Source organism: Ruegeria sp. AE3, assembly GCF_056542225.1.
This window is the reverse complement of record NZ_JBQFZL010000002.1, coordinates 153,615-178,002: the sequence shown is the minus strand read 5'-3', so window position 1 is coordinate 178,002 and position 24,388 is coordinate 153,615. Positions and strand designations below refer to the sequence as shown.

Annotated in this window: 23 protein-coding genes; 9 read left to right on the top strand and 14 right to left on the bottom strand. The window is 60.0% G+C overall.

Features of this window, described 5'->3' with window-relative positions:
• Positions 1–49: 49 nt before the first annotated feature.
• Together ACR0NZ_RS07645 and ACR0NZ_RS07640 are read right to left on the bottom strand one after the other, a co-directional pair.
• Complete coding sequence (locus ACR0NZ_RS07645; RefSeq protein WP_480474271.1) at positions 50–955, bottom strand: LysR family transcriptional regulator; 906 nt, start codon at positions 953–955, stop codon at positions 50–52.
• Positions 956–1,359: 404 nt separating this feature from the next.
• Positions 1,360–3,387: an FAD-dependent oxidoreductase gene (locus ACR0NZ_RS07640; protein WP_480517996.1), complete on the bottom strand. Its 2,028-nt coding sequence runs from the start codon at positions 3,385–3,387 to the stop codon at positions 1,360–1,362.
• 137 nt (positions 3,388–3,524) lie between these two features.
• Between ACR0NZ_RS07640 and ACR0NZ_RS07635 the strand changes: the two genes are divergently transcribed.
• Complete coding sequence (locus ACR0NZ_RS07635) at positions 3,525–4,016, top strand: RNA pyrophosphohydrolase (protein WP_480517994.1); 492 nt, start codon at positions 3,525–3,527, stop codon at positions 4,014–4,016.
• Between the two features lie 409 nt (positions 4,017–4,425).
• A complete protein-coding gene (locus ACR0NZ_RS07630) occupies positions 4,426–5,325 on the top strand; it encodes a LysR family transcriptional regulator (protein ID WP_480517992.1) in 900 nt (299 codons plus the stop codon).
• A 74-nt stretch (positions 5,326–5,399) separates the two neighbouring features.
• Here ACR0NZ_RS07630 and ACR0NZ_RS07625 read toward each other — a convergent pair whose 3' ends face one another.
• On the bottom strand, positions 5,400–6,389 hold the full coding sequence (locus tag ACR0NZ_RS07625; protein ID WP_480517990.1) for an adenosine kinase: 990 nt from the start codon (positions 6,387–6,389) through the stop codon (positions 5,400–5,402).
• Complete coding sequence (nth, locus tag ACR0NZ_RS07620; protein WP_209505105.1) at positions 6,386–7,030, bottom strand: endonuclease III; 645 nt, start codon at positions 7,028–7,030, stop codon at positions 6,386–6,388. Before nth ends, ACR0NZ_RS07625 begins: the two co-directional genes overlap by 4 nt.
• Positions 7,031–7,147: 117 nt before the next feature.
• Here nth and ACR0NZ_RS07615 point away from each other — a divergent pair, with 117 nt between their 5' ends.
• Together ACR0NZ_RS07615 and ACR0NZ_RS07610 are read left to right on the top strand one after the other, a co-directional pair.
• A complete protein-coding gene (locus ACR0NZ_RS07615; RefSeq protein ID WP_480474266.1) occupies positions 7,148–7,999 on the top strand; it encodes a bifunctional helix-turn-helix domain-containing protein/methylated-DNA--[protein]-cysteine S-methyltransferase in 852 nt (283 codons plus the stop codon).
• Positions 8,000–8,176: 177 nt separating this feature from the next.
• The gene (locus ACR0NZ_RS07610; RefSeq protein ID WP_480474265.1) at positions 8,177–8,611 is read left to right on the top strand and encodes a glyoxalase superfamily protein; all 435 of its coding nucleotides are present in this window, start codon (positions 8,177–8,179) and stop codon (positions 8,609–8,611) included.
• A gap of 61 nt (positions 8,612–8,672) precedes the next feature.
• On the opposite strand, the gene ACR0NZ_RS07605 is transcribed toward ACR0NZ_RS07610, so the two are convergent.
• Complete coding sequence (locus tag ACR0NZ_RS07605; RefSeq protein WP_480474264.1) at positions 8,673–10,112, bottom strand: aldehyde dehydrogenase family protein; 1,440 nt, start codon at positions 10,110–10,112, stop codon at positions 8,673–8,675.
• 214 nt (positions 10,113–10,326) lie between these two features.
• Here ACR0NZ_RS07605 and ACR0NZ_RS07600 point away from each other — a divergent pair, with 214 nt between their 5' ends.
• Positions 10,327–10,977 (top strand): peroxiredoxin, encoded by a 651-nt coding sequence (locus tag ACR0NZ_RS07600; RefSeq protein WP_480517988.1) that lies wholly within the window; start codon positions 10,327–10,329, stop codon positions 10,975–10,977.
• 130 nt (positions 10,978–11,107) lie between these two features.
• Here ACR0NZ_RS07600 and ACR0NZ_RS07595 read toward each other — a convergent pair whose 3' ends face one another.
• Positions 11,108–11,797: an outer membrane protein gene (locus ACR0NZ_RS07595; RefSeq protein ID WP_480517986.1), complete on the bottom strand. Its 690-nt coding sequence runs from the start codon at positions 11,795–11,797 to the stop codon at positions 11,108–11,110.
• Between the two features lie 265 nt (positions 11,798–12,062).
• Here ACR0NZ_RS07595 and ACR0NZ_RS07590 point away from each other — a divergent pair, with 265 nt between their 5' ends.
• Positions 12,063–12,698, top strand: coding sequence for a DUF1326 domain-containing protein (locus tag ACR0NZ_RS07590; protein WP_480482813.1), 636 nt, complete (start codon positions 12,063–12,065; stop codon positions 12,696–12,698).
• 12 nt (positions 12,699–12,710) lie between these two features.
• On the opposite strand, the gene ACR0NZ_RS07585 is transcribed toward ACR0NZ_RS07590, so the two are convergent.
• A complete protein-coding gene (locus tag ACR0NZ_RS07585; protein WP_480517984.1) occupies positions 12,711–13,715 on the bottom strand; it encodes a Hint domain-containing protein in 1,005 nt (334 codons plus the stop codon).
• A gap of 176 nt (positions 13,716–13,891) precedes the next feature.
• A complete protein-coding gene (gene pnp / locus ACR0NZ_RS07580; RefSeq protein WP_480493947.1) occupies positions 13,892–16,042 on the bottom strand; it encodes a polyribonucleotide nucleotidyltransferase in 2,151 nt (716 codons plus the stop codon).
• 331 nt (positions 16,043–16,373) lie between these two features.
• On the opposite strand from pnp, the gene ACR0NZ_RS07575 reads away from it, so the two are divergent.
• Together ACR0NZ_RS07575 and ACR0NZ_RS07570 are read left to right on the top strand one after the other, a co-directional pair.
• Positions 16,374–18,086, top strand: coding sequence for an adenylate/guanylate cyclase domain-containing protein (locus tag ACR0NZ_RS07575; RefSeq protein WP_480517982.1), 1,713 nt, complete (start codon positions 16,374–16,376; stop codon positions 18,084–18,086).
• Positions 18,087–18,262: 176 nt separating this feature from the next.
• Positions 18,263–19,162: a hypothetical protein gene (locus ACR0NZ_RS07570; RefSeq protein ID WP_480493945.1), complete on the top strand. Its 900-nt coding sequence runs from the start codon at positions 18,263–18,265 to the stop codon at positions 19,160–19,162.
• Positions 19,163–19,250: 88 nt separating this feature from the next.
• Here the strand turns inward: ACR0NZ_RS07570 and rpsO are convergent, their stop codons facing one another.
• The 6 genes from rpsO to rbfA all read right to left on the bottom strand — a co-directional run bounded on the left by rpsO (position 19,251) and on the right by rbfA (position 23,414).
• The gene (gene rpsO, locus ACR0NZ_RS07565; RefSeq protein WP_480474255.1) at positions 19,251–19,520 is read right to left on the bottom strand and encodes a 30S ribosomal protein S15; all 270 of its coding nucleotides are present in this window, start codon (positions 19,518–19,520) and stop codon (positions 19,251–19,253) included.
• A 143-nt stretch (positions 19,521–19,663) separates the two neighbouring features.
• Complete coding sequence (locus ACR0NZ_RS07560) at positions 19,664–20,698, bottom strand: calcium-binding protein (RefSeq protein WP_480474253.1); 1,035 nt, start codon at positions 20,696–20,698, stop codon at positions 19,664–19,666.
• A gap of 95 nt (positions 20,699–20,793) precedes the next feature.
• Positions 20,794–21,297: a DUF1643 domain-containing protein gene (locus tag ACR0NZ_RS07555; protein ID WP_480517980.1), complete on the bottom strand. Its 504-nt coding sequence runs from the start codon at positions 21,295–21,297 to the stop codon at positions 20,794–20,796.
• A gap of 21 nt (positions 21,298–21,318) precedes the next feature.
• On the bottom strand, positions 21,319–22,224 hold the full coding sequence (gene truB / locus ACR0NZ_RS07550) for a tRNA pseudouridine(55) synthase TruB (RefSeq protein ID WP_480518259.1): 906 nt from the start codon (positions 22,222–22,224) through the stop codon (positions 21,319–21,321).
• Positions 22,225–22,278: 54 nt separating this feature from the next.
• Positions 22,279–23,022, bottom strand: coding sequence for a phosphodiester glycosidase family protein (locus ACR0NZ_RS07545; protein WP_480517979.1), 744 nt, complete (start codon positions 23,020–23,022; stop codon positions 22,279–22,281).
• Positions 23,019–23,414, bottom strand: coding sequence for a 30S ribosome-binding factor RbfA (gene rbfA, locus ACR0NZ_RS07540; protein WP_480474247.1), 396 nt, complete (start codon positions 23,412–23,414; stop codon positions 23,019–23,021). Before rbfA ends, ACR0NZ_RS07545 begins: the two co-directional genes overlap by 4 nt.
• A 92-nt stretch (positions 23,415–23,506) precedes the next feature.
• Here rbfA and dapB point away from each other — a divergent pair, with 92 nt between their 5' ends.
• A complete protein-coding gene (dapB, locus tag ACR0NZ_RS07535) occupies positions 23,507–24,316 on the top strand; it encodes a 4-hydroxy-tetrahydrodipicolinate reductase (RefSeq protein ID WP_480517976.1) in 810 nt (269 codons plus the stop codon).
• Positions 24,317–24,388 lie beyond the last annotated feature (72 nt).

Genomic DNA, 24,388 nt, shown 5'->3' with positions numbered 1-24,388 from the left:
AAGGCCCGCACTTTGACATGCGGGCCAAAGGTTGGTCTTCAGGGAGAAACTACCAATCCATCGGGCTTTTGTCTTCGAACGCATCGACCAGGAAATCGATGAAGGCCCGGACTTTGGGTTGTGTGAAGCGGCCGGGCGGGTAAACGGCGTAAATGCCTTGTACCTCGTCCGGCAGGGACGGCATGGCATCGACAACCTGCCCCGATTTCAACGCCTCGGCATAAAGATAGCTGGGCAGATACGCGATCCCCAGCCCCGAAATGGCCGCGTTCAGCAGCGACTGTCCGTCATTCACGCTCAGCCAGCCCGCGGTGCGCACCTGACGCTTTTCACCGGACGGTGCGGTCAGCTTCCAGACATTGCCTGACGACTGGCTGGAATAGTGCAGCAACTTGTGTTCGTTCAGATCGTCGATCTTCTGCGGGCGCCCGAACCGTTCGATATAGCTGGGCGCGGCAACCATGCGTTTGACCGTTTCGGTCAACTTGCGGGCGCGCAACGTGCTGTCTTCCAGCTCGCCGATGCGCACGGCCACGTCAAATCCTTCGGAAATCAGTTCGACATAGCGGTTGTTCAGAACCATGTTCACGGTGATGTCGGGGTAGACGGCCAGGAAATCGGAAAGGACCGGTGACAGATGATTGACGCCGAAATCCGTGGCAACGCTGATGCGCAGCAGTCCAGACGGGGCCGATTGCATCGATGTGACCAGCGAATCCGCTTCACCCGCATCATTCAGAACGCGACGTGCGCGATCATAATAGGCCAGGCCGATTTCCGTCGGCGACACCCGGCGCGTGGTGCGGTTCAGCAACCGGGCCCCCAGACGCGCTTCGAGGCTCGAGACGTGTTTGGACACGGCCGATTTGGAGATGCCCATCTTCTTGGCCGCATCGGTGAAGCCACCCTGGTCCACCACATTGGCGAAGGCTTCCATTTCGGTCAGTCGGTCCATACTCGTTCCCCAGATATTGATTTCCAACCCGACTATCGCTCTGAATCTGGGCGGAATCGGGGCATACATGGGATAATATCAGGGATTTGAATCGGATCGTTTGCGTATGAGAAACGCGGAAACAGTAGTTTCCAAACCGGTCCTGAACCCTGCGATACTGCGTTTTCCGCGCAATTATGCGTTTCTGTTCATCTTAGAATGGCATTTTTGTGACCACAGACGGGGTCAAGAAATCCGTTTTCACCATCGCCGTCCTTGCCTGCCGAAGGGTGCCGTTCTGGCCCGCGACTACGTGATCCCCCGTCCGACGGTGATGACGTGGATCAGGCGGAGTTTTGCAACGGCCTTTGGCGCTCTGGGTGCAAAACTCGCGCTGTCCGACTGGGAAACGTTAAGCCGGGCGATCAGAATTCCGCTGCCAGCCGCGTGCCCTGATTGATCGCGCGCTTGGCGTCCAGTTCGGCGGCGACATCCGCACCCCCGATCACATGGGGGGTGATGCCCCGCTCGATCAGCGCGTCCGCCAGTGACCGTTCGGACACCTGACCGGCACACAGCACGATGGTGTCGGCCGCGATCACCGTCGGGTCCGCGCGCTCTTCGCCAAAGCTGACATGCAAGCCGTCATCGTCGATGCGCTCATAATTCACGCCACCCACGAATTTGACGTTCTTCATCTTCAGTGTTGCCCGGTGAATCCAGCCTGTGGTTTTGCCAAGACCTTTGCCGTGCGCCTGTTTCTTGCGCTGCAACAAGGTGACCTGACGCGCGGGGGCGCTGGGTTGCGGCCCCTCGGGCGCCAACCCCGCACGGTGTTCAGCCGGGTCCGTCACGCCCCATTCCTTCATCCATAGCGGCAGGTCGGTCGTGGCGCTGTGACCCTCTTCCAGCAGATACTCGGACACATCAAAGCCGATGCCACCGGCCCCGATCACGGCAGCAGACTTGCCAACCTCGGCCTTGCCGCGCAGCACGTCGATGTAACTCAGCACGTTGTTCCGATCCTGCCCCGGTATCTGCGGATCACGCGGTCTTACGCCGGTGGCGATGACCACCTCGTCAAAGCCGGTCAGGTCATCTGCGCCAACCTCGCGGTTCAGTTCCACCTTCACGCCCAGATCATCCATCATGGTGCGGTACCAGTCGACCAGTCCCCAGAATTCTTCTTTCCCCGGCACCTGCTTGGCCATGTTCAGCTGCCCGCCGACCTCATCAGCGCGGTCGAACAGGGTGACGTCGTGGCCGCGCTGGGCCGCGATCATTGCGGTCGACAGACCGGCAGGGCCTGCCCCCACAATGGCAATGGATTTGCGCGTTTTAGCCGGTTCAATCACCAGCTCCGTCTCATGACAGGCGCGCGGGTTCACGAGGCATGAGGTCAGCTTGCCGCTGAACGTGTGATCCAGACAGGCCTGATTGCAGGCAATGCAAGGTGCGATCTTTGCGGCCTCACCCGCAATCGCCTTGGCCACGAAATCCGCATCCGCCAGCATCGGACGGGCCAGCGAGACCATGTCGGCGCAACCGGTCGACAGAACCTCTTCGGCCACCTCGGGCGTGTTGATCCGGTTCGAGGTGATCACCGGTATCCCCACCTTGCCCATCAGCTTCTTGGTCACCCAGGCAAAGGCCGCGCGCGGCACGCTGGTGGCAATCGTGGGAATCCGCGCCTCGTGCCAGCCAATGCCGGTATTGATGATCGTGGCCCCGGCCTTTTCGATCTCCTGCGCCAGTTGCACCACCTCGTCATGGGTCGAGCCGTTGGGGACCAGATCGATCATCGACAGCCGGTAGATGATGATGAAATCGGTGCCCACCGCCTCGCGCGTGCGGCGCACAACTTCGATCGGCAGACGCATCCGGTTCTCATAAGATCCGCCCCAGCGGTCGGTGCGCTTGTTGGTATGGGTCACAAGGAACTGGTTCAGGAAGTACCCCTCCGACCCCATAATCTCGACCCCGTCATAACCCGCCTTTTGCGCCAGTACGGCGGCGTTGACAATATCGCTGATCTGCTTCTCGATGCCCTCTTCATCCAGCTCAGTGGGCGGGAACGGAGAGATCGGCGATTTCACCGGGCTGGGGGCCACGCATTTCGGCCCGTAAGCATAGCGCCCCGCATGCAGGATCTGCATTGCGATCTTGCCGCCCGCTTCATGTACGCGCTGCGTCACGATGGAATGGTGCGCCACGTCCTTGTCGCTCACCATCATCGAAGCCCCCGGCAGGACCGAGCCTTCAAGGTTCGGACCAATCCCGCCCGTCACCATCAGCGCCACGCCGCCCCGCGCCCGGTCGGCATAGAACTCGGCCACCCGGTTCCAGTCGCCGGTCTCCTCAAGCCCCGTATGCATCGAGCCCATAAGCACGCGGTTTTTCAACGTGGTAAAGCCCAGATCCAGCGGGGCCAGCATATTCGGGTACGCAGTCATGGCGGAACTCTCCCTCCTGAATTTGCGTGATAGATTGACGTTCGCGTAAACTTTGTCACGCGAAACCCCACGTCACCCTCTTTGCTGTGGCGCCGGTGATTGCTAGAGGTGGGCGGAACAACCCGATGAGGCCGCGCATGACCCCCGAAGAAATCGCCAAACTGCCCTATCGCCCCTGCGTCGGGCTGATGCTGATGAATGCCGAGGGCAAGATTTTCGTGGGACAGCGCAACGACCGCCACGCGGACGCCTGGCAAATGCCGCAGGGCGGTGTGGACAAGGGCGAAGACCCCCGCGTCGCGGCCCTGCGCGAGCTGTGGGAAGAAACCGGGGTCACAGCTGATCTGGTCGAAGTCATCGCCGAAACCGAGGGCTGGCTGCCCTATGACCTGCCCTATGACATCGTGCCCCACATCTGGAAAGGACGCTATCGCGGGCAGGAACAAAAATGGTTCCTGCTGCGCTTCACCGGCGCCGACGATCAGATCAACATCGAAACCGACCACCCGGAATTCACCCGCTGGAAATGGCAGGAGCCCGACCGGCTGATCGCCGAAATCGTGCCCTTCAAGCGCGATGTGTATGAGCGCGTGGTCGAGGCTTTTTCCGACTATCTAAACGAACTCTGATCGCTAGGGATGCTTTTCAGGTTGTTCCGCTAAGCGGGACGAAACGGACACGCAACAATACACAAACCTTCGCACTCCCATTGGAGCCACGTTCAAAACCAAGATGGGTAGCATTGCATCAGGTACTGAACGTCCAATTCACTTTGAAATGCTTCCGGGTGGCTTTGCATCATTTCTTGAATGAACTCCCGTCGTTGTCGTGCCGCTTCATGGTCATTCTCGCAGTACCGTGAAGGATCAGGGATACGTTCAAACAGTTTGTGCAACAATCTGAAAGGTTTCCAAGTATCGAGTTGTGGGGTGATGTGCAAAGTCATCGTTAGCCACCTTGGTTCATGGGTTCTCCATTCAGGTTATTGGCCAGCATCACCTTCTGGTATCGTGCTTGAAATTGTGCTGTTCTACATAAATGCAGAGCGAGAATTGGAACTGGTCCGATGTACGCGTTTTTCTGATGGTCGTCAGAGAGGGGTCGACGCTGGCCGCTTCTCGCAAACTCGGCATGGCCCAACCAACTGTGGCTAGGCGTATTGATGCATTGGAACATGCAGCCGGACTAGTTCTGTTCGAGCGTGACACCAGAGGCTTCAAACTCACGAAAAACGGACTCAATCTCGTCAAGAGCGCCGAGACACTCGAAGCCGCAGCAAATATGTTTGCCAGACATGCAGGTGAATTGGCGGCAACAAAACCCATTCGTATCACTGCATATTCAGCGAACTTCTCGCCGCGAATGGTCGATATTGTCAATGAATTTTCAGCAAGTAACCCCGGCATAGCGTTTGAGTTCTTGCCTTCAGTGAGAGCTCTGGACCTGATGGCAGGTGAAGCAGATATAGCGCTACGATTGGTGCGGACTGAACCTGACCAAAATTTGATTTCAAGGAAGATTAGCGACGCGAAGTGGTCGCTGTTTGGTGGGAAAAGTTATGAGCAGGAATTTGGATTACCCACCTCATCTCAGGATTTGAAAGGCCACAGGTTCGTCACGTTCCAAAGAGGGGACGTCCCCAACGTTTTTCACCATTGGTTAGTTGAACGCATTGAGCCCCAGCAGATTGTGGCGACCTATAGCGAACTGGACTTAGTGCATTCGGCGATCAGGGCGGGTCAAGGGTTGGGAATAAGCAACGTGAAGTTGCTTGAGCCGGACAAAACCCTCATCAGGTGCTTCGACGAGATCGAGGAGCTGTCAGCGCCACATTTGTTGTTGGTTTCACCAGATGCCTACCGACGACCTGAAGTTAGAGCCTTCGTCAAATATTTCGCACCTCGCTATGCGGTAATTTTTAAGGAACAAGCCACCTAAGGCTGAATGAAGCTGCAGCCGACAAGATTGCGAGTTCCCTTCTGAGATGAGAGTTGACGTAGTCCACCTTGGACTCAAAGCAACCCTTCTTCCCGCAACAATTCCAGCATATCCGCCTCGGGTCTCGGGCCGATATGGCTGATAACCTCGCGGGCACAGACGTTGCCGATCCTGGCACAGGTCTCGTAGTCGCGTCCGGTGGCCATTCCGTACAGGAACCCCGCAGCGAACTGGTCACCGGCACCTGTTGCATCTACAGGGACAATCTTCTTGACCGGCACGTCGATGCGTGAGCCTCCGTTCAGGACGGTCACCCCGTCACCCGATCGCGTGCAAACCACCAGCGGGCAAATCTCGGCGGTCTTGATCAGCGCCTCTTCCAGATCGTCGGTTTCAAACAGCGATTTGATTTCGGCCTCGTTGCCGATGACGAAATCCAGCTCATTCTCGATCAGCAGCAGGAAATCGACCCGGTGCCGTTCCACGCAGAACGGGTCGGAAATGGCGATCCCGGTCTTGCCGCCGCCCCTGTGGCAGGCGCGCGCGGCCTCAAGAAACGCGGCCTTTCCCTTTTCCTTGTCGAACAGATAGCCCTCAAGGAACATGATCTGGCTGCTTCCGGCGACCTCATCGGGCACGTCATGCGACGACAGTTCCGAGGAGATGCCCAGATAGGTGTTCATCGACCGCTCGCCATCGGGCGAGACAAAGATCATCGAGCGCGAGGTCGGCAATTCCCCGCCCGGAACAGGCGGGTTCACGAAATCGACGCCATCTTCGTTCATCGCATCCGCATAGAACCGGCCCAGCGCGTCGTCATGCACCCGCCCGATAAAGGCGGCATCCAACCCCAGCGCACCCGCGCCCGCAATCGTGTTGGCAACAGACCCGCCCGGCGTCTGTACCCGGCCCTCCATCGAGGCATACAGCAGCTCGCCGCGCTCCTGCTCGATCAGCTGCATGATGCCCTTTTCAATGCCCATCAGTTCCAGGAAACTGTCATCGGCCTGCGAGATCACGTCCACAACGGCATTTCCGATACCGGTCAGCTGGTAGGTTTTCATAATGTCTTGTCCTCGAATTGACAGAGATCACGGATGATGCAGGTCGGGCATTGCGGCTTGCGCGCCTTGCAATGGTACCGGCCATGCAGGATCAGCCAGTGATGCGCATGGAGTTGAAAATCGGCGGGGATGTTGTCTTCGATGGCGCGCTCGACCGCGTCCACGTCCTTGCCAGGGCAGATGCCGGTGCGGTTGCCGACGCGAAAGATATGCGTGTCCACAGCCTGCGCCGGCTGCCGCCACCACATGTTCAGCACAACGTTGGCGGTCTTGCGCCCGACACCCGGCAGCGATTGCAGCGCTGCACGGGAATTTGGGACTTCACCGCCATAGTCTTCGACCAGAATACGGCTCAGCTTGATGACGTTCTTGGCCTTCTGGCGGAACAGTCCGATGGTCTTGATATGCTCGATCAGGCCCTCCTCGCCCAGATCCAGCATCTTTTGCGGCGTATCGGCGATCTTGAACAATTCGCGCGTGGCCTTGTTGACCCCCGCATCGGTTGCCTGCGCCGACAGCGCCACGGCCACGACCAGCGTGTAGACATTCACATGCTCAAGCTCACCCTTGGGTTCGGGGTCGGCCTCCTGAAAGCGCGTAAAGATCTCGCGGATCGTATGATAGTCGAGTTGCTTTGCCATCCGGGCCTTAATGCCGCCCGAGGGGCCGCGACACAAGCCCAAAGCCAATGCGCAAGTTCCGGGTCGCGGCAGCGTGTCGCGCGCGCTATGGTTTGTGCCAGACAACGAGGTGCAACCATGAACGTCCAGACCCCCGAAAGCGGATACCACTATAACGTCATGCGCCGGGCAATCGACCTGATTGATCAGGGCGGTGAAACCCTCAGCCTCGATGAGTTGGCCCGCCAGATGGATATGAGCCCGGCGCATTTCCAGCGCCTGTTCTCGCGTTGGACTGGTGTGTCGCCAAAACGGTATCAGCAATACCTTACGCTGGGCCATGCAAAGGCGCTGCTGCGCGAACGGTTCACCACGCTTGAAACCGCCCATAATGTCGGCCTGTCCGGCAGTGGCCGCCTGCATGATCTGTTTCTGAAATGGGAATCCATGAGCCCCGGCGAATACGCCCGCAAGGGCACGGGTCTGACGATCTACTGGGGCTGGTTTGAATGCCCCTTTGGTCCCGCGCTGGTCATGGGCACCGACAAGGGGATCTGCGGCATCGCCTTCGGGGCCGAAACCGGAGAGAAGGCGGCGATGGAGGATATGGTCTCGCGCTGGCCCAACGCGGATTATGTCGAAGATACCATGCGTCTGCGCCCCTGGGTTCTCAGCGCTTTCGGCACGGCCCGCGACCGGTTAGAGCCGACGCCGCTCTACCTGATCGGCTCGCCCTTGCAGATCAAGGTATGGGAAGCACTGATGCACATCCCGTCGGGGCAGGTGACGACCTATTCCGAGATCGCGCAGCGCGTGGGTTCGCCGCAGGCCGTGCGCGCCGTGGGCACGGCGGTCGGGCGAAACCCGGTCAGTTGGCTGATCCCGTGTCACCGCGCCCTGCGCAAATCAGGGGGGTTGGGCGGCTATCACTGGGGTCTGCCGGTCAAAAGGGCCATGCTGGCCTATGAGGCGGCGCAGGCCGACGCCTGATTGACAGAAGGCCCGACCGCTGCCAAAAAGCAACGCAGGTTCGGGTCCCCTGCCGTTCGCGGCCATAGGCTTTGGTGAAACCCGGTTGAACAAACATCTGTTGCCCTTTCCCGGCGCGCGGATGGTAATGCGAACCCCGTCCTAAACTCGCGCCCGTTCAAGGAAACGAGGCAAAACATGACACTGTCACAAGACATCGCTCCGCTGGAGGAGCTGAAAGAACAGGCCAAACGCCTGCGACGGAAACTGCACGACACCGGCGTTCAGCTGTCGCACGGTCAGGCGCTGGAACTGGTGGCTCATCAACATGGGGTGCGCGACTGGAACACATTGCACGCGATGGCGGGCAACCGGATGCGCTTGCGCGTGGGCGACCGGGTCGAAGGTCGATACCTGGGCCAGCCGTTCACGGCGGAAATTCGTGGTCTGACAATGCTGGGGGACGGTGCACACCGCCGGGTGACCCTACAGTTCGACACGCCTGTCGATGTGGTCCGGTTCGACAGTTTCTCGGCCTATCGCCAGCGCGTGACTGGAGAGATTGGCTGGGACGGTCGTTCCCGTCGCCATACGTCCGACGGGGAACCCCAGCTAGTGGTGCGGCCTGTCTGACATAATAAGGGCGAGGCAACCGCGTTGCCCCGCCCTCTCATCTTGCATTGCGCTGGGTGGATTATTCAGCCGCCCAGCCGCCGACGGATTTGACTTCCAGAAAGTCTTCCAGCCCCCAAACGCCACCTTCGCGCCCGTTGCCGGATTGCTTCATCCCACCAAACGGAGAGCCCGCGCTGCGCGACTGGCCGTTCATCTCGACCATGCCCGACCGCAGAACCCGCGCCATGCGGTTGGCGCGCGCCTTGTCCTGCGTCTGCACATAATTGGTCAGGCCATAAGGCGTGTCATTGGCGATCTCGACAGCCTCTTCCTCGGTGTCGAACGGGATCATGGTCAGGACGGGGCCAAAGATTTCCTCGCGCGCGATGGTCATCTGGTTGTTGGCATCGGCAAAGACCGTGGGGCGGACATAATAGCCCTTGTTCAGCCCCTCAGGGCGTCCGGTGCCGCCCGCGACCAGCCGCGCCCCTTCGTCGATACCTTTCTGGATCAGGTCCTGAATCTTGGTCCATTGAACCTCATTCACGACGGGTCCGATATGGCGGCCCTCGTCCGCGGCATTGCCCACCGTGACCTTGCTGGCGACCTCGGCGGCGATCTCAACGGCCTGATCATAGATCGGGCGCTGCACCAGCATCCGGCTGGGGGCATTACAGCTTTGGCCGGTGTTGTTCATCATATGCAGCACGCCGCGTTTGACAGCCTTTTCATCGGCATCGGCAAAGACCACATTGGCGCCTTTGCCGCCCAGCTCCAGATGCACTTTCTTGAGCGTTTCCGCCGCGTTCTTCGAAATTGCCGTACCCGCACGGGTCGAGCCGGTAAAGCTGACCATATCCACGTCGGGATGACCCGACAGCTGCGAGCCAACGCCCGGGCCATCGCCGTTCACCAGATTGAAGACACCGGGCGGGAACCCTGCCTCGTCCATCATCTCGGCAAAGATCATCGCATTCAGCGGGCTTTGCTCGGATGGTTTCAGAACCATCGTGCAGCCCGCAATCGCCGCCGCACCGACCTTGAGCGTGACCTGGTTCATCGGCCAGTTCCAGGGCGTGATCAATGCGGCCACGCCAACCGCCTCATAGATGATCCGGTCATTCGGGGCGTGATCCCCCAGAGGGCGTTCAAACTGAAACGCCTTGGCCGCGCGGATGAAGTTCTGCAAATGCCATGTGCCTGCACCAACCTGCTGGCTGCGCGACATGTCAATCGGCGCACCCATTTCCAGCGACATGGCCTGCGCCAGATCTTCCGCGCGGGTCTGGTAGATGTCGATCAGCTTCTCGACCAGTGCGATGCGGGTCTCCACCGGCGTTGCCATCCAGCCCGGCAGGGCGGCCTTGGCGGCGGCAACCGCCGCATCCGTGTCGGCCTGCCCACCCAGCGAGATCACCGCGCACGGCTCCTCGGTCGAGGGGTTGATGACCTCGAAATCATTGGGTTGCGACGGCGCGACCCATTGACCATTGATATAGAAATTCCGCTTTTCGATCATCCTGAGCCCTCCTGTCGGTTCAGCTAGAATCCGGCTGTTCGCCGACACTCTGTCACCCAAGCGAAGAGGGGGCAATAGATAATTTGATCAAATTATTTTTCCAGTGAAACCGGCGAATTCCTTGGCCGCGACCACGATGAAAGGTTTAACCTTCGCACAAAGTGATTAGGTTTCAGGCAATCGACTCGGATTTTCAACAGGAAAGGAAGTAGCCATGGGTTTGCGCATCAACGATACGGTCCCGAACTTCACCGCAGAAACAGATCAGGGCACCATTCAGTTTCACGACTGGATTGGCGACAGCTGGGCCATTCTGTTCTCGCACCCCAAGGATTTCACGCCTGTCTGCACCACCGAATTCTCGGCCGTCGCGCAGCTGAACGACGAATGGGCCGCGCGCAACACCAAGGTGATCGGCGTGTCGGTTGACGGTGTTGAAGACCACAAGAAATGGAAGAAGGACATCGAGGAATACGGCAAGGCCAATCCCAGTTTCCCGATCATCGCTGATGACGGTCTGGCCGTGTCGAAAGCCTTCGACATGCTGCCTGCCGAAGCTTACCTGCCCGATGGCCGCACCCCGGCTGACAGCGCCACCGTGCGGTCGGTCTTTATTATCGGCCCGGACAAGCAGCTGAAACTGTCGATGACCTATCCGATGACCGTGGGTCGCAACTTTGCGGAAATCCTGCGCGCGCTGGATGGGTTGCAGATGTCGTCGAAAGGTGTCGCAACGCCTGCCAACTGGGTGCCGGGTGAAGACGTGATCATCCCACCCTCTGTGTCGAACGAAGACGCCAAGGCCAAATTCGGCGCGTTCGAGACGATCTTCCCCTATCTGCGCAAGACCAAAGCGCCGTCCTGAGGCGGTTCCCGGGTCAGGGGGGCTGTCTGCCCCCCCATCGCGCCTGCCGGCACGATTCCCCCCGAGGATATTTGGGGCCAGATGAAGCAGGCGGGGGCAGGATAACCTGAGAGAAACCTGCCCCTAGACCTCAGAACTTGTACCGAAGCCCGAAATTGACACTGAACGTATCCAGATCGTCTTCGACAATGCCGGTCAACGCGCCGTTCGGGGCCAGTCGCCGCGACGAGACGTCAAAGGCGCGGGCATAGCGGGCGTCGACGGTAAAGGCGGTTGACGGGTTGATCTCGTAAGCCACACCGGCGATCAGCTGCGCGGCAAAGGTGGTGTCGCTGTCATCCAGCACCACACCCGGCCCATAGGCAAAATCCAGATCCGAATAGGTGGCCCCCAGGCCAAACCCGGCATAGGGCGTCAGCGCACCCGTCTGTTTGAAATCAAACAACACATTGGCAAACAATGAGGTCTGCGTGACATCGCCCGAGATATTGCCCTCGGCCCCCGGCCCGTTGCCCGAGAAGTTCACACCATCCACGTCGCTGTCGCGGTAAGACAGCTCCAGCTCAATCCGCGTGCCGAACCTGTCATTGGACCATTGCGGGATCTCCTTGCCGATGGCCACGCCCAGACCGAACCCCGCGTCGAACTCCGTGTCGACCGATTGCGGCGCGCCGCCGATCGTGCCCGCGAAATCGCTGTCCTGCAGCTGGCTGTACCCGACAAAGCCCTGAACATAGGTGCCGTCGCCCAGGCTCTGCGCGGCAAGCGCCGTCGCGCTGACGGCGAGGGCCGTTGAGGTAAGTAAAACGTGCTTGATCATGATTGTCTCCGTTGCTCCAAACTCTGCTTGGCTTCGATGTGGGCGGGCTTGGCGGAAAGGAAAGGCGCGGGGTTATCACTTCGTTTCACAGGGTTTTGGACGCGCGTGAATGAATAGATCCGGGGCTGGGCAGGCCCGTTCATCTGCCGTCTCACGGCCCTCAGGTTCTGGTTCGGGGCAATTTGTGATAAGATGTTCCGGGGCAAAACTCAGGCATAAGACCAATCACCTCGGGCTGTCGGACTGTACTTAGCGGGAGAAGACCATGGCTTTTACAGATTGGTATGTTGAAGGAGAGAGTTTCGGGAACTGCAATTGCGGCTATGCCTGCCCCTGCCAGTTCGAAGAGTTGCCGACCCATGGCGATTGCCGGGGGTTCGAAGTGCTTGAGGTGACCAAAGGGCATTTCGGCGACACCGACCTCAGCGGGACCAAGGCCGCGCTGATCTATGCCTGGCCGGGGCCGATCTTTGAAGGCGGCGGCGAGATGCAGGTGATCGTCGATCCCGCAGCAACCCCGGCACAGCGCGACGCGCTGGAAAAGGTCTTTCACGGCGAAGAAACCGAAGAAATGGCGACGCATTGGTACGTGTTCAGGGCAATGTGCGAGACGGTCCATGACACGCTCTACCTGCCGATCGAATTCGAGATGGACCTCGAAGAACGCACGGCCAGCGTTACCGTTGGTGATGTCCTGAAATCCACCGGACAGCCGATCCAGGCCCCACATGGCGGCGGCGCGCATCGGGTGCGCATCGATATCCCCGGCGGAATCGAGTTTTCCATTGCCGAGATCGGCAGCGCCTCGACCCGCTCTGATGCCGCGATCAAGCTGGACCTGAAGGACAGCTATGGCCAGTGGCATCTACTGAAACACGGCCCCGGCGGGGTTGCCCACTGATCGGCACCCCTGTCAGGCGGCGTGCGCAGATGTGTTCGGGACCGATGACCAGCAGGGCAGCGTCAGATCCGCCTTCAGCACCCGAACCTCAAAGGGTTTCAGCACCGGCAACGCGGTTGATCCATAGCCACCGGCACCGCAGGCCAGATCCGGGAACAGGGTAAACAGCTCGCGCCTTGTGGCCGGTGCCATCGCGCCCAATGTCGTGTCACCGGGATAGAAGGATTCGGACCAGACCCCTTCGACGTTCACCAGCTCATGCCGGTCAAAGAGGATATGGACGTATTCGACCCCTTGCGCGGGCAGCTCCTGAACAATTGTCCGCCCATTGATCAGCCCCTTGGCCGGGGCCAGCATCGCGGTCTCGCAATGCATCAGCTCCATCATCGCCGAGGTGACGGCGATCCGGTGTTGTGGCGAGACGACCAGATCACGGCTTGGGCTGTTTGTCCCGAAACACCCCGCCATGATCCGTACCGGGCAGAGATGAGGGTCCTGCTGCAACTCCTGCGCTGACAAGCGACGCCTGCCGATCCAGCGCACCGGGCGGGTATGGCCCTTGGCGGTGACAACCGGGTCGCCGGGGTTCAGCGTCTCGACCCGGCGCAGCCCGACGGGCGTCCGGATCAGGGACCCGGCGGTGAAACACACGAAAGACGGCAAGGTCTGATAGGTGGTTGGCGCTGCCGTCCCGCCAAAGCTGGTCCCCGAGATGGTATCGTTCAACTGTGCCTGACCCGAGGTGACGATGATGTAGCGCGGATTCGAGAACTGAACCAGAATGAAGGTGACAGGCGCCCCGTTCACCGTTCCCGAATAGCTTTCGAAGGTGCTGAAATTCTGGCTTGTCCCGGAAAAACCGGGCAGGGCCGACAGGTCAAGCTGCGCGCTGTCAGGGTCAGGATCCTGCAACAGGGCGTCATTGTCGGTGATATCAACGGAATATGCGGCGGTTATGTCGACGCTTTTATTGCTGTAGGGGTCTGCGCTGATTTCGAAAACGGTAATCGAGGCCACGGTCGAAAAGCATCCCTGAATGCAACATGATCATCCTTATGGTTGAGTAAATACACGCATGAAGTGTTAACATTTGATTTACCAAGCCACGGGACACCCGGTGTTCTTGACCGCACGTACAAAAAAAGCCCCGGTCGAAACCGGGGCCTTTCGCATTCAATCTAAGGGTTGGCAGATTACTCGGCGCTTTCCTCTTTCTTTTCTTTCTTCTCGGGAACGATCTCTTCACCGGTTTCCTGATCGACCACTTTCATCGACAGGCGGACCTTGCCGCGATCGTCAAAGCCCAGCAGCTTGACCTTCACTTCCTGACCTTCCTTCAGAACATCCGACGGATGGTTCAGGCGGCGGTTTTCGATTTGGGACACGTGGACCAGACCGTCCCGCTTGCCAAAGAAGTTCACGAAGGCACCGAAATCGACAATCTTGACCACCTTGCCGGTATAGACCTGACCTTCTTCCGGCTCGGCCACGATCGACCAGATCATGTCATAAGCCTTCTTGATCGATTCCCCATCGGGCGATGCGATCTTGATGACGCCATCGTCGTTGATGTCGACCTTGGCACCCGAAACCTCGACGATCTCGCGGATGACCTTGCCGCCCGAACCGATCACTTCACGGATCTTGTCGGTCGGGATGTTCATGGTTTCGATACGCGGTGCGTGGACCGAGAACTCGTTGGTCTCGGACAGGGCTTTGCCCATCTCGCCCAGAATGTGCATCCGACCGTCCTTGGCCTGTGCCAGGGCGGTTTCCATGATCTGAGGTGTGATGCCCGCGACCTTGATGTCCATCTGAAGCGAGGTGATGCCGTTTGCAGTACCCGCAACCTTGAAGTCCATATCGCCCAGGTGGTCTTCGTCACCCAGGATGTCGGTCAGAACTGCGTAAGACCCGTCATCTTCCAGGATCAGGCCCATGGCCACACCGGCAACCGGGGCTTTCAGCGGAACACCCGCATCCATCATCGACAGCGAACCGCCGCAGACTGACGCCATCGAGCTGGAGCCGTTGGATTCGGTGATCTCGGACACCACGCGGATGGTATAGGGGAAGTCGGTCGGCGCAGGCAGAACCGCCTGAAGTGCGCGCCATGCCAGCTTGCCGTGGCCGATTTCGCGACGGCCGGGCGAACCCACGCGGCCCACTTCACCAACCGAATAGGGGGGGAAGTTGTAATGCAGCAGGAAGTTCGATTTGAAGTTGCCGTGCAGCGCGTCGATGAACTGCTCATCGTCGCCGGTGCCCAGCGTGGTCACGGCCAGCGCCTGGGTTTCACCGCGGGTGAACAGGGCAGAGCCGTGGGTGCGCGGCAGCAATGAGGTTTCGGCTTCGATGGCGCGAACATCGGTGGTCGATCGACCGTCGATGCGCTTGCCGCCCTTGACGACGTCACCGCGCAGAATGCCGGCTTCCAGCTTTTTCATCGCCGAACCAAGGTTGGCGTCTTCCAGCTGTTCCTCGGTCAGCGCTTCTTTGATCGTTTCACGGGCAGCGGCAACAGCGGCGGTGCGCTCCTGCTTGTCGGTGATCGCGAACGCGGCGCGCATCTGCTCTTCACCGGCAGCCGACACGGCGGCGTAAAGCTCCGAGTAATCGGGTGCGACGAATTCGAACGGCTCTTTCGCGGCGTCTTCGGCCAGCGAAATGATCAGGTCGATGACCGGCTGGATCTGCTCATGCGCAAAGTTCACCGCACCCAGCATTTCGGCCTCGGACAGCTCATAGGCTTCCGATTCAACCATCATCACGGCGTCTTTGGTACCGGCAACAACCAGATCCAGACGCTGTTCAGGGTTCAGGCGCAGGTCCTGCATGTCGTCCACGGTCGGGTTCAGGACGTATTCGCCATCCACGAAACCAACGCGGGCACCGGCGATCGGGCCCATGAACGGCGCGCCGGAAATGGTCAGCGCAGCCGACGCGGCGATCATCGCAACGATGTCGGGATCATTGACCAGATCGTGGCTCAGCACGGTGCACATCACCAGAACTTCGTTTTTGAAACCGTCAACGAACAGCGGGCGGATCGGACGGTCGATCAGACGCGCGGTCAGCGTCTCTTTCTCGGTCGGGCGCGCCTCGCGCTTGAAGAAGCCACCCGGAACCTTACCGGCGGCATAATATTTCTCTTGGTAATGTACGGTCAGCGGGAAAAAGTCCTGACCGGGTTTTTGGCTCTTGGCAAAGGTCACGTTGGCCATGACGCTGGTTTCGCCCAGCGTGGCAATCACGGTGCCGTCGGCCTGACGGGCAACCTTGCCGGTTTCCAGTGTCAGCGTCTCCTCGCCCCACTGCATCGATTTCTTCGTTACATCAAACATATGCGTATCCTAGAACGGAGCACTCCCGCCCCTGCGGGTCTCCGGTTTTGCATGGCGGCCCCATTGCCGCCGACCCCATTTATCTTCCGTTCGAGTGCCGGGGTCAGGGCACAACGTCTCAGATACCGCGCGCATACATGAGAATGCGTTGGAAGGAAAGCGAAACCGAAAAAGCTGGCCGGATCATGCTGAGGCAGGCCCTGACCCCTCGCAGCGCGATACAAGGCACAGGGGCCGCATGATGGTGCGATGCGTGCCATTGCCCCCCGTCCGGGAAATGGCCTGACAGAACCGGATCACTGCGCTAACCTCACTTTCATTGGGGGTGCGAATGAAAAGACGGCTTACGACAGTGCTGGCGGCTGACGTTGTCGGGTACTCGGCGCTTATGGATCAGGACCGGCAGGGTACACTTGCAGCGCTGAAATCGTTCCGTGACGACACGCTCACCGCCCTGCTGGAAACCCACAACGGCACATTGATCAAAAGCATGGGGGATGGCTGGATCGCCGAATTCCGGTCAACGTCCGACGCGTCGGATTTTGCGATTGCCCTGCAATCCTGCGACAAGCCCGAAGGGCTGCGGCTGCGCATCGGTATTCACACGGGTGAGGTCATCACGGAAGGCGAAGACATTTTCGGTGATGGCATCAATGTCGCTGCCCGGCTCGAAGCATTGGCCAAACCCGACCAGATCCTGATCTCGGACACGGCGCATCACAGCCTTGACCGGGGCGATGCGGCCCTGTTCGACGGCAGCGGGCAGGCCGAGCTGAAGAACATCACGCGCCGCGTTGGTGTCTGGTGCTGGCCAAAGGGTTCAACCGCCCATCTTGCTACACCCGCCGACACCCGTCCGGGGATCGCCGTTCTGCCCTTCGACAACATGTCCGGCGACCCCGAGCAAGAGTTCTTTGCCGACGGCATAACCGAAGACATCATCACGGAACTGTCGCGCTTTCGCTGGCTGATGGTCGTGGCCCGCAACTCGTCCTTCATTTTCAAGGGAAAAACGACGGATATCCGACAGGTCGGCCTGACGCTCGGGGTTCGGTATGTGCTGGAAGGGTCCGTCCGACGCGCCGGACAGCGTGTCCGGATCACCGGGCAGTTGATTGATGCGGAAAATGGCAGCCACCTGTGGGCCGATCGCTTTGACGGGGTGCTGGACGATATCTTCGACCTTCAGGACAAGGTCACGCAAGAGGTCGTCACAGCGATCGAGCCATCGCTGCGCCACGCCGAAACGAACCGGTCCCGCGCCAAGCCGACCGAAAACCTCGAAGCCTATGAACTCTACCTTCAGGCGCTGTCGCATTTTCATCTGCTGACAGATGACGCCAATCGCGAAGCCATCCGGCTGACAACGCTGGCGCTGGACCGCGACCCGGAATACGCCGCTGCCGCAGGGCTGCTGGCCTGGCTGCATATTCAGCGGCTTGTGCAGGGGCTTGATCCCATCGGCGAAGGGCCCAAGGCCGCCATCAGCGCGGCTGAACGCGTTCTCATGAGCGACCGCTCCGACGGCATTGCCATGGCTTATGCGGCGCATTCAATCTCGATGCTGGCCCGCGACCTGCCGCGTGCGCGTGCGGCGTTCAAACAGGCGCTGGCCGAAAACCCCAATGCTGCAAGCGTCCACATGCTCGCCTCCATCAACCTGTGCATGTTGAACCGATCGGACGAGGCTTTGGACCACGCAACACATGCCATTGAACTCAGCCCGAAAGACCCGATGCGTCATGCGGCGCATATCGCCCGGTCAAGTGCGCTGTTTCAGCTGTGCCGGTATGACGAGGCCGCCGCCGCAGCGCGTGACGCTCTGGCCGTTCGGTCCGGATTTGTCATGAGCCACCTGATGCTTATTGCCGCCTTGGGTCAAATGTCGGATGCCGCAGCGGCGCAGGCGGCGATAAGCTACCTGAAAGCATTGCGCCCGGATATCACCGCTTCCTCGGATCAGACCAGGCTGCCGATCTTTACCGTTCCGGCCTGTTCCGAAAGCTGGCGCGAAGGGTGGAAAAAGGCCGGTCTTCCCGAATAACGGCTGATCTACAGACACGCGTCCTGCTGCTGCCACGAAACGCCGCGCGCGCCCCGGCTGGCGGCGTCCGGGGGGGGCGACTGGCTGTTCAAGTGTGATGTTCACCACAGAGAGAATTCAAAACTCGTCTATTGTGCAGGCTTATTGTGTCAAAGTTAAAGAAAGTAGGTTTACCCATGAAGCTCCATTCCGCCTCTGGCATTTCATTCAACCCTGATGTGTTCGACGAGTCATTCATCGAGATGCTCGACAAGCTCCCCGAGGACGCGGTGGAGGACATCGACCTTGATGCAGGCCCCAAGATGCCGCTGATGACAGCCCCCGCCGCCGAACCAAGCGCGGCGGACGTGGCCGCGATCATGGAAAGCGCATGGGAAGAGCTTTATGCCTCAGACGAAGGGGCCGATATCCGCGCGCTACCGGCCGACCAGCAGGCGCAGATCAAGGCGCGGTTCCTGTCTCCCGACCCGATACCCGAGGCCGAAGCCGCCACGGTTCCCGTCGATGCCGCGCCGTTCTCGGTGCATGAAACTGCGGACAGCCTGATCCTGATGCAGGGGGACACGCCGCTTTTGGGGGCTCCGCTGGGCACCAGCAGGAAAAAGCGCAAGAAGGCCGCGCTGAACACCTTTATCGGGGCCGCCGCCAAGGCGTTTGCCGATATCATCACGATGGCCATGGCCGCGCTGGGGGTTTATCAGGCGCTCGGAACCAAGACGGTGACACGGGCCGGGGCCGGGATTGCCGTCAAATGCAGCGGCCCGATCAGCCGCCACGCCGGTGCAATCGCCAAGGCCGGAACGGCGGGCAGCGATCTGGCCATGATGAAGGCAATGCTGGGCGTCGCCAAGGCGTCCGTCGGGTTCACCAAACTTGCGGGCATCGTTCTGACCGACATGAGCGGCCTTGAAAAAGCCGCCGCGATTGCCACCTGCGTCGGCGGCATGACCCTGGCCGTCGCCTCGGCAAGCGGGTCGTTCTGGCTGTCGATGCTGGCGATGGTAACCGCAGTTGCGATGTTCGTGATCGACACCGCCTTGGCGGTTGATACCTACAAAAAGTGGCAGGCAATCTGACCCGGAATCAAAGACGCCCGCCAAATGGGCGGGCGTACAAATCTTACAAACCGGGGTTCAGAACCGGTACAAAACGTAACAATTACGTTTAGCGGCGGATGCCCAGCTTTTTGATCAGGTCCTGGTAGCGCGCCTCTTCCTTGCCCTTCAGGTAGTCCAGCAGCTTACGGCGCTGAGCAACCATTTTCAGCAGACCACGACGACCGTGGTTGTCTTTCTTGTGGGTCTTGAAGTGCTCGGTCAGGGTGTTGATGCGCGAGGTCAGGATAGCAACCTGAACTTCAGGCGAACCGGTGTCGCCTTCTTTGGTTGCGAATTCTTGCATGACGCGTGTTTTTTCAGCGGCAGTGATCGACATCGGGGTCTCCTTTTAAGGTTAGGGTTGATGGCGCAGGCCGGGATGTCGTCCAGCACAGGCCCATGGAGAAGACCGCACCGATTCCGATGCGGATGGGCGCGTATAAGCGCATTTGACCCAAATGGCAAAGGGTTTCTACGGGCTCAGGCCATCTGCCCGTATTGCGCCAACTGGGCTTCGGTGATCAGCTGAATGTCGGCCGCTGTCATCCCTTCGGCACCATATACCTGCGCAACTTCCTGGCCATCTATGAAAACCCTTGTCAGGTTGGCGTTTTCGGCGTCGACCTCAACCTCGATTGCCGGGTCGGTCTCATCCTCCCACGTCACCAGCAGCTTGTCTTCGCCGGGTTGAAAACCCATCACGGTCACCTGATCGTCGCCGGGGTTCAGCACGATATCATCGGCCCCGGCTCCGCCCGTCACCACGTCTTTGCCGCCTGCCAGAATGGTATCGTCACCCGCACCGCCGTTCAGGAAATCCCTTTCGGCGGCACCTTCTTCGATCCCGAAAACAAAGTCGTTTCCGTCCCCGCCAAAGACAGTATCCTCACCTTCGCCACCGTTCAGAACATCATCCCCGAACCCGCCCTGCAACGCATCATCCCCTGCGCCGCCGTCCAGCCTGTCGTCGCCCTGACCGCCAAACAGTTCGTCCTCACCCGCACCGCCATCCAGAGTGTCGTCACCAAAGTGACCGTAAAGGGCGTCATCCCCGTCATCTCCGAACAAAAGGTCGCCATCCGCCTCACCGTGCAGGATGTCATTTCCCTGCCCGCCCGATATTTCATCCGCGCCGTCGCCCCCGTGCAGAACGTCGTTGCCCTTGGCACCGTTTATCGTGTCGTCCCCGCCGTAGCCGTTGATCTGATCGACACCGTCCTGCCCGGTAATCACGTCCGAACCATCGCCACCGGCAATCACGAGATCGCCTTCACATTCCGAGATCACAGTCCCGGTGGAGGGTGCCTCGCCACTGTCCGGCGAAGGTTCGGTGTTAGCGTTTTCCGGGTCTTCGACACCTTCACCGATGACCAGAAACTCACCGGTATCAACCTCAGCCGATGGCTCACCTTCCGGGTTTTCATCCGGCGTGTCGTCCTCTTCGATCAGAAAATCGCTCATCGCGTAAGCAGCGCCGCCGATGGCGGCCAGTCCAAGCAATCCGGCCAGAAACATTGAACCCCTCCGAAAGCATGATGCTCCGAGGGTGGAATATCCCATGTCGCCCGTCACCAGGTCAAAGGTAAACCTTTGAAATGGTTAATCCTTTGTCACCAGACCTCAGGCTGACGCGTGTATGCGATATAAAGCGGATGTTTGGGATGACCGTCTTTGGTCAGGCCCAGATGGAACAGCGATTGGCCGGTGCCTCGCAACAGGGTTTCCACCGCAGGGCCGCGTCCCAGATGCGCGCCGTGCGTACCCCAGGCCGCGATGACCTGATCGGCCCATCGCACACCGTCAAGAATGGCCGCGTCGTTCCCGGGCCCGACCGGATCGGCGGCAGCCCGCATCTTGCGCGGGTCGGTATCGCGCCAGGCAAAGATGTTCGTGACCTGAAACGCGCCGAACCCAAGCGCGCGTGCGCGCCGTTCACAGCGTTCCACCGTCGGGTCGTTCTGCACCTCGGTCGCGGTTGACGGGTTCAGCATCACAAACAGCGCCTTGCGCCCTTCAGGGTCCCAGATGCGGGTCAGGCTATAGCGGTATTTCTCGCAATCGGAATAGATGGCGGTCGAGGGCGCGTCGCCCTTGGTGTGGGAACGGGTGATCATGCCCTTCGCCTAACACGGCTCTCAGTCGACGAACACCCGGCTAGGGTGCAATTCACCGGATTTATAGATGCCCACGGCCACGGCCTTGCCGTCGAACGATGCCCAGGCCTCGTCGCCGTATTCAATGTCTGAGGCCAGCACCATGCCCGGATTGCCATTGCGCAGACGGGTTGCCCCCTCGGCGGTGCATTTCAGCTCGGGCAGGTCGGACAGGCCGGTTTCCAGTGGGTGCAGATATTCGTCCAGCGCGGTTGTTTTCGCCATTTCGTCAATCTGCTCGATGCTTAACCCGTCCTCGGCCTCGAAGGGGCCGGACCAGATGCGGCGCAGTTCCTTGACGTGGGCGTGACAACCCAGCGCCTCGCCCAGATCGCGGGCAATCGAGCGCACATAGCCGCCTTTGCCGCAGGTCATCTCCAGCACCACATGGTCTTCGTCGGGGCGGTCGACAAGGATCAGTTCCTCGACCCAGAGGGGGCGGGCGGTCAGCTCCACGTCCTCACCATCGCGGGCCAGTTTATAGGCGCGCTGGCCGTCGATCCTCACCGCCGAGAATTTGGGCGGCACCTGCATGATATCGCCCAGAAACCGGGTCAGCGCCTGCTTGATATCGTCATCCGAGGGGCGCGTATCGCTTTGCGCGATCACTTCGCCCTCGGCATCGTCCGTGTTGGTGGCCTGCCCCAGGCGCACAGTGAAGGTATAGGCTTTCAACGCATCGGTGATATAGGGAACGGTCTTGGTTGCCTCACCCAAGGCAATTGCCAGAACGCCGGTCGCCTCGGGATCCAGCGTGCCTGCATGGCCCGCCTTTTTGGCATCCATCGCCCAACGCACCTTGTTGACCACGGCGGTCGAGGTCATGCCCGCGGGCTTGTCCACCACCAGCCAGCCGGAAATGTCGCGACCCTTGCGTTTACGTCCCATCATGCACCTTGAATCTTGCTAAGGCGCGCGAGTTAGCGGATCACTCTGCCGCTGTCAATTTGCGGGCATTTCTTCGACCACGCCGACAATCGGCCCCAGCGAGAATCCGAGATCCGAGCGGTTGCTGGCCCGCTCATACATCCGTGAGATATTGCCGTCGAAAAACAGCGCGTTTGGTGTGCCAAGCACATCGCGGAACAGACGCCCGAATTCGTGGAAGGTGACATAATCTTCCGAGATCGCAAACACCGCTCGCGTACCGTCGGAACTGGTGCCGACCCCATTGCGAACATAAAGCGAGGTCGAATCGGGCAGGAAGCGCGGGTGCAGTTCTCCGTCGATCACCAGCATTGGACCGGATTGGGTAGCAAAGCGGCAGGTGGGGGCCTGATCCACGTAATCAAGCGTTTCAAACACATCCGCCCGGCCCTTGCGGATGCAGAACACGCCATTGGGCAGCAACCCGAAATTGCCGGGGCCGGGGTTGGCGATCACACGCATCTGTTCCTGCCCGTCCTCGACATAGTGGCCAACCGGTGAACGGTCGTCGTGATACATGCCCGCGTTCATTGCAAAAGCCAGCCGTTTGCCTTCCGGGGCCAGCACTTCGTTGACCGACGAAAAATGCCCCAATACCTGACCGTCTTTGCCGTTCAGAAACAGCCGCAGATCTTCAATGGCGGCATCGACGTTACAAACCGTATAACGTTTGTCCTCATGGGTCAGCTTTTCACAAGTGACCGCGCCTGCCTGCGCGGCCCAGAGAAGCGTCGCCAATGTGACAAACGTGCGGATCACTCGTCCAGATCGCGGCGCACCGCGTCCTGTTCGAACATACGGCGGGTGTCGTCCAGACGGTCAAACGTGTCATCCAGCCGAAAGCGCAGATCGGGCGCGAATTTCAGGCCGACTTTCTTGCCGACCATACGCCGCAGCTCACCCTTGTTGCGGGCCAGCAGCTCGATTACGTCCTCCTGCCCTCGGCCGCCAAGGGGCAGCACATAGGCGGTGGCGATCTTCAGATCGGGCGAGGTGCGCACCTCACCCACTGTGATCGACAAGCGGTTCAGGTCGGGGTCATGGACATCTCCGCGCGCCAGAACTTCGGACAGAGTGCGACGGATCAGTTCGCCGACACGCAGCTGCCGTTGGGACGGGCCGGGGCCATCATGGAATTTGTTCTTTGCCATAATCCCCGATCTAAGCGCAAAGCGGGGCTTTGCCAAGCGGGCGCGAACGGGGTAGGAGGCTTCGAGCCGACTTAACGAAAAGGACCAGCGCAATGACCCATATTCCGGGGATCGTCATCACAGGGGCTTCGGGCCGTATGGGGCAGATGCTGATCAAGACCGTCACCGACAGCGATCAGGCGCGCCTGGTGGGTGTGGTCGAGCGGAAAGGCCATGACTGGATCGGTCAGGACGTGGGCAAAGCGATGGGCGGCCCCGCGCTGGGCGTGACCGTGACCGACGACCCGTTGGAGGCGTTTGCACAGGCGCAGGCCGTAATCGACTTTACCGCGCCCGAAGCGACTCTGGAATTTGCCGCGCTGGCCGCGCAGGCGCGCTGTGTGCATGTGATCGGCACCACCGGCATGTCCGACGAACAGATCGCAGCTTTGGAACCCGCGTCGCGCCATGCGGTGATCGTTCGGGCCGGAAACATGAGCCTTGGCGTCAATCTTCTGGTGCAATTGACCAAAAAGGTCGCGGCCGCATTGGATGAGGATTTCGATATCGAGATCATCGAAGGTCACCACCATCACAAGGTCGATGCACCTTCGGGCACGGCGCTGATGCTGGGTGAGGCCGCAGCCGAAGGGCGCGGCGTCGAGTTGTCGGATGTGTCCGACCGGGGCCGGGACGGCATCACCGGCGCGCGCAAGCGCGGAGATATCGGCTTTCACGCTATTCGCGGCGGCGACATCGTGGGGGAACATGATGTTCTGTTCGCCGCCCCCGGAGAACGCATCGTCCTGCGCCATCTGGCCACGGACCGCGCCATCTTTGCCCGCGGCGCGCTGAAGGCGGCCCTGTGGGGGCAGGGCAAGGCGCCGGGTCAGTATGACATGGTGGATGTGTTGGGGTTGTAGGCGCTGCTAAACATACGCGGTCAAATCAACAAATCGAATGAATGCGGTGCTCCAAAAAAGCACCGCAGCAAC

Coding starts and splice junctions, on each gene's coding strand:
- ACR0NZ_RS07590 (WP_480482813.1), top strand. CDS start 12,063: ATGGCTTTTACAGATTGGTATGTTGAAGGAGAGAGTTTCGGGAACTGC.
- ACR0NZ_RS07555 (WP_480517980.1), bottom strand. CDS start 21,297: ATGATCACCCGTTCCCACACCAAGGGCGACGCGCCCTCGACCGCCATC.
- ACR0NZ_RS07645 (WP_480474271.1), bottom strand. CDS start 955: ATGGACCGACTGACCGAAATGGAAGCCTTCGCCAATGTGGTGGACCAG.
- ACR0NZ_RS07595 (WP_480517986.1), bottom strand. CDS start 11,797: ATGATCAAGCACGTTTTACTTACCTCAACGGCCCTCGCCGTCAGCGCG.
- nth (WP_209505105.1), bottom strand. CDS start 7,030: ATGGCAAAGCAACTCGACTATCATACGATCCGCGAGATCTTTACGCGC.
- rpsO (WP_480474255.1), bottom strand. CDS start 19,520: ATGTCGATCACTGCCGCTGAAAAAACACGCGTCATGCAAGAATTCGCA.
- ACR0NZ_RS07560 (WP_480474253.1), bottom strand. CDS start 20,698: ATGTTTCTGGCCGGATTGCTTGGACTGGCCGCCATCGGCGGCGCTGCT.
- ACR0NZ_RS07630 (WP_480517992.1), top strand. CDS start 4,426: ATGCAGAGCGAGAATTGGAACTGGTCCGATGTACGCGTTTTTCTGATG.
- pnp (WP_480493947.1), bottom strand. CDS start 16,042: ATGTTTGATGTAACGAAGAAATCGATGCAGTGGGGCGAGGAGACGCTG.
- ACR0NZ_RS07625 (WP_480517990.1), bottom strand. CDS start 6,389: ATGAAAACCTACCAGCTGACCGGTATCGGAAATGCCGTTGTGGACGTG.
- ACR0NZ_RS07570 (WP_480493945.1), top strand. CDS start 18,263: ATGAAGCTCCATTCCGCCTCTGGCATTTCATTCAACCCTGATGTGTTC.
- ACR0NZ_RS07640 (WP_480517996.1), bottom strand. CDS start 3,387: ATGACTGCGTACCCGAATATGCTGGCCCCGCTGGATCTGGGCTTTACC.
- ACR0NZ_RS07575 (WP_480517982.1), top strand. CDS start 16,374: ATGAAAAGACGGCTTACGACAGTGCTGGCGGCTGACGTTGTCGGGTAC.
- dapB (WP_480517976.1), top strand. CDS start 23,507: ATGACCCATATTCCGGGGATCGTCATCACAGGGGCTTCGGGCCGTATG.
- ACR0NZ_RS07635 (WP_480517994.1), top strand. CDS start 3,525: ATGACCCCCGAAGAAATCGCCAAACTGCCCTATCGCCCCTGCGTCGGG.
- ACR0NZ_RS07600 (WP_480517988.1), top strand. CDS start 10,327: ATGGGTTTGCGCATCAACGATACGGTCCCGAACTTCACCGCAGAAACA.
- ACR0NZ_RS07610 (WP_480474265.1), top strand. CDS start 8,177: ATGACACTGTCACAAGACATCGCTCCGCTGGAGGAGCTGAAAGAACAG.
- ACR0NZ_RS07615 (WP_480474266.1), top strand. CDS start 7,148: ATGAACGTCCAGACCCCCGAAAGCGGATACCACTATAACGTCATGCGC.
- truB (WP_480518259.1), bottom strand. CDS start 22,224: ATGGGACGTAAACGCAAGGGTCGCGACATTTCCGGCTGGCTGGTGGTG.
- rbfA (WP_480474247.1), bottom strand. CDS start 23,414: ATGGCAAAGAACAAATTCCATGATGGCCCCGGCCCGTCCCAACGGCAG.
- ACR0NZ_RS07605 (WP_480474264.1), bottom strand. CDS start 10,112: ATGATCGAAAAGCGGAATTTCTATATCAATGGTCAATGGGTCGCGCCG.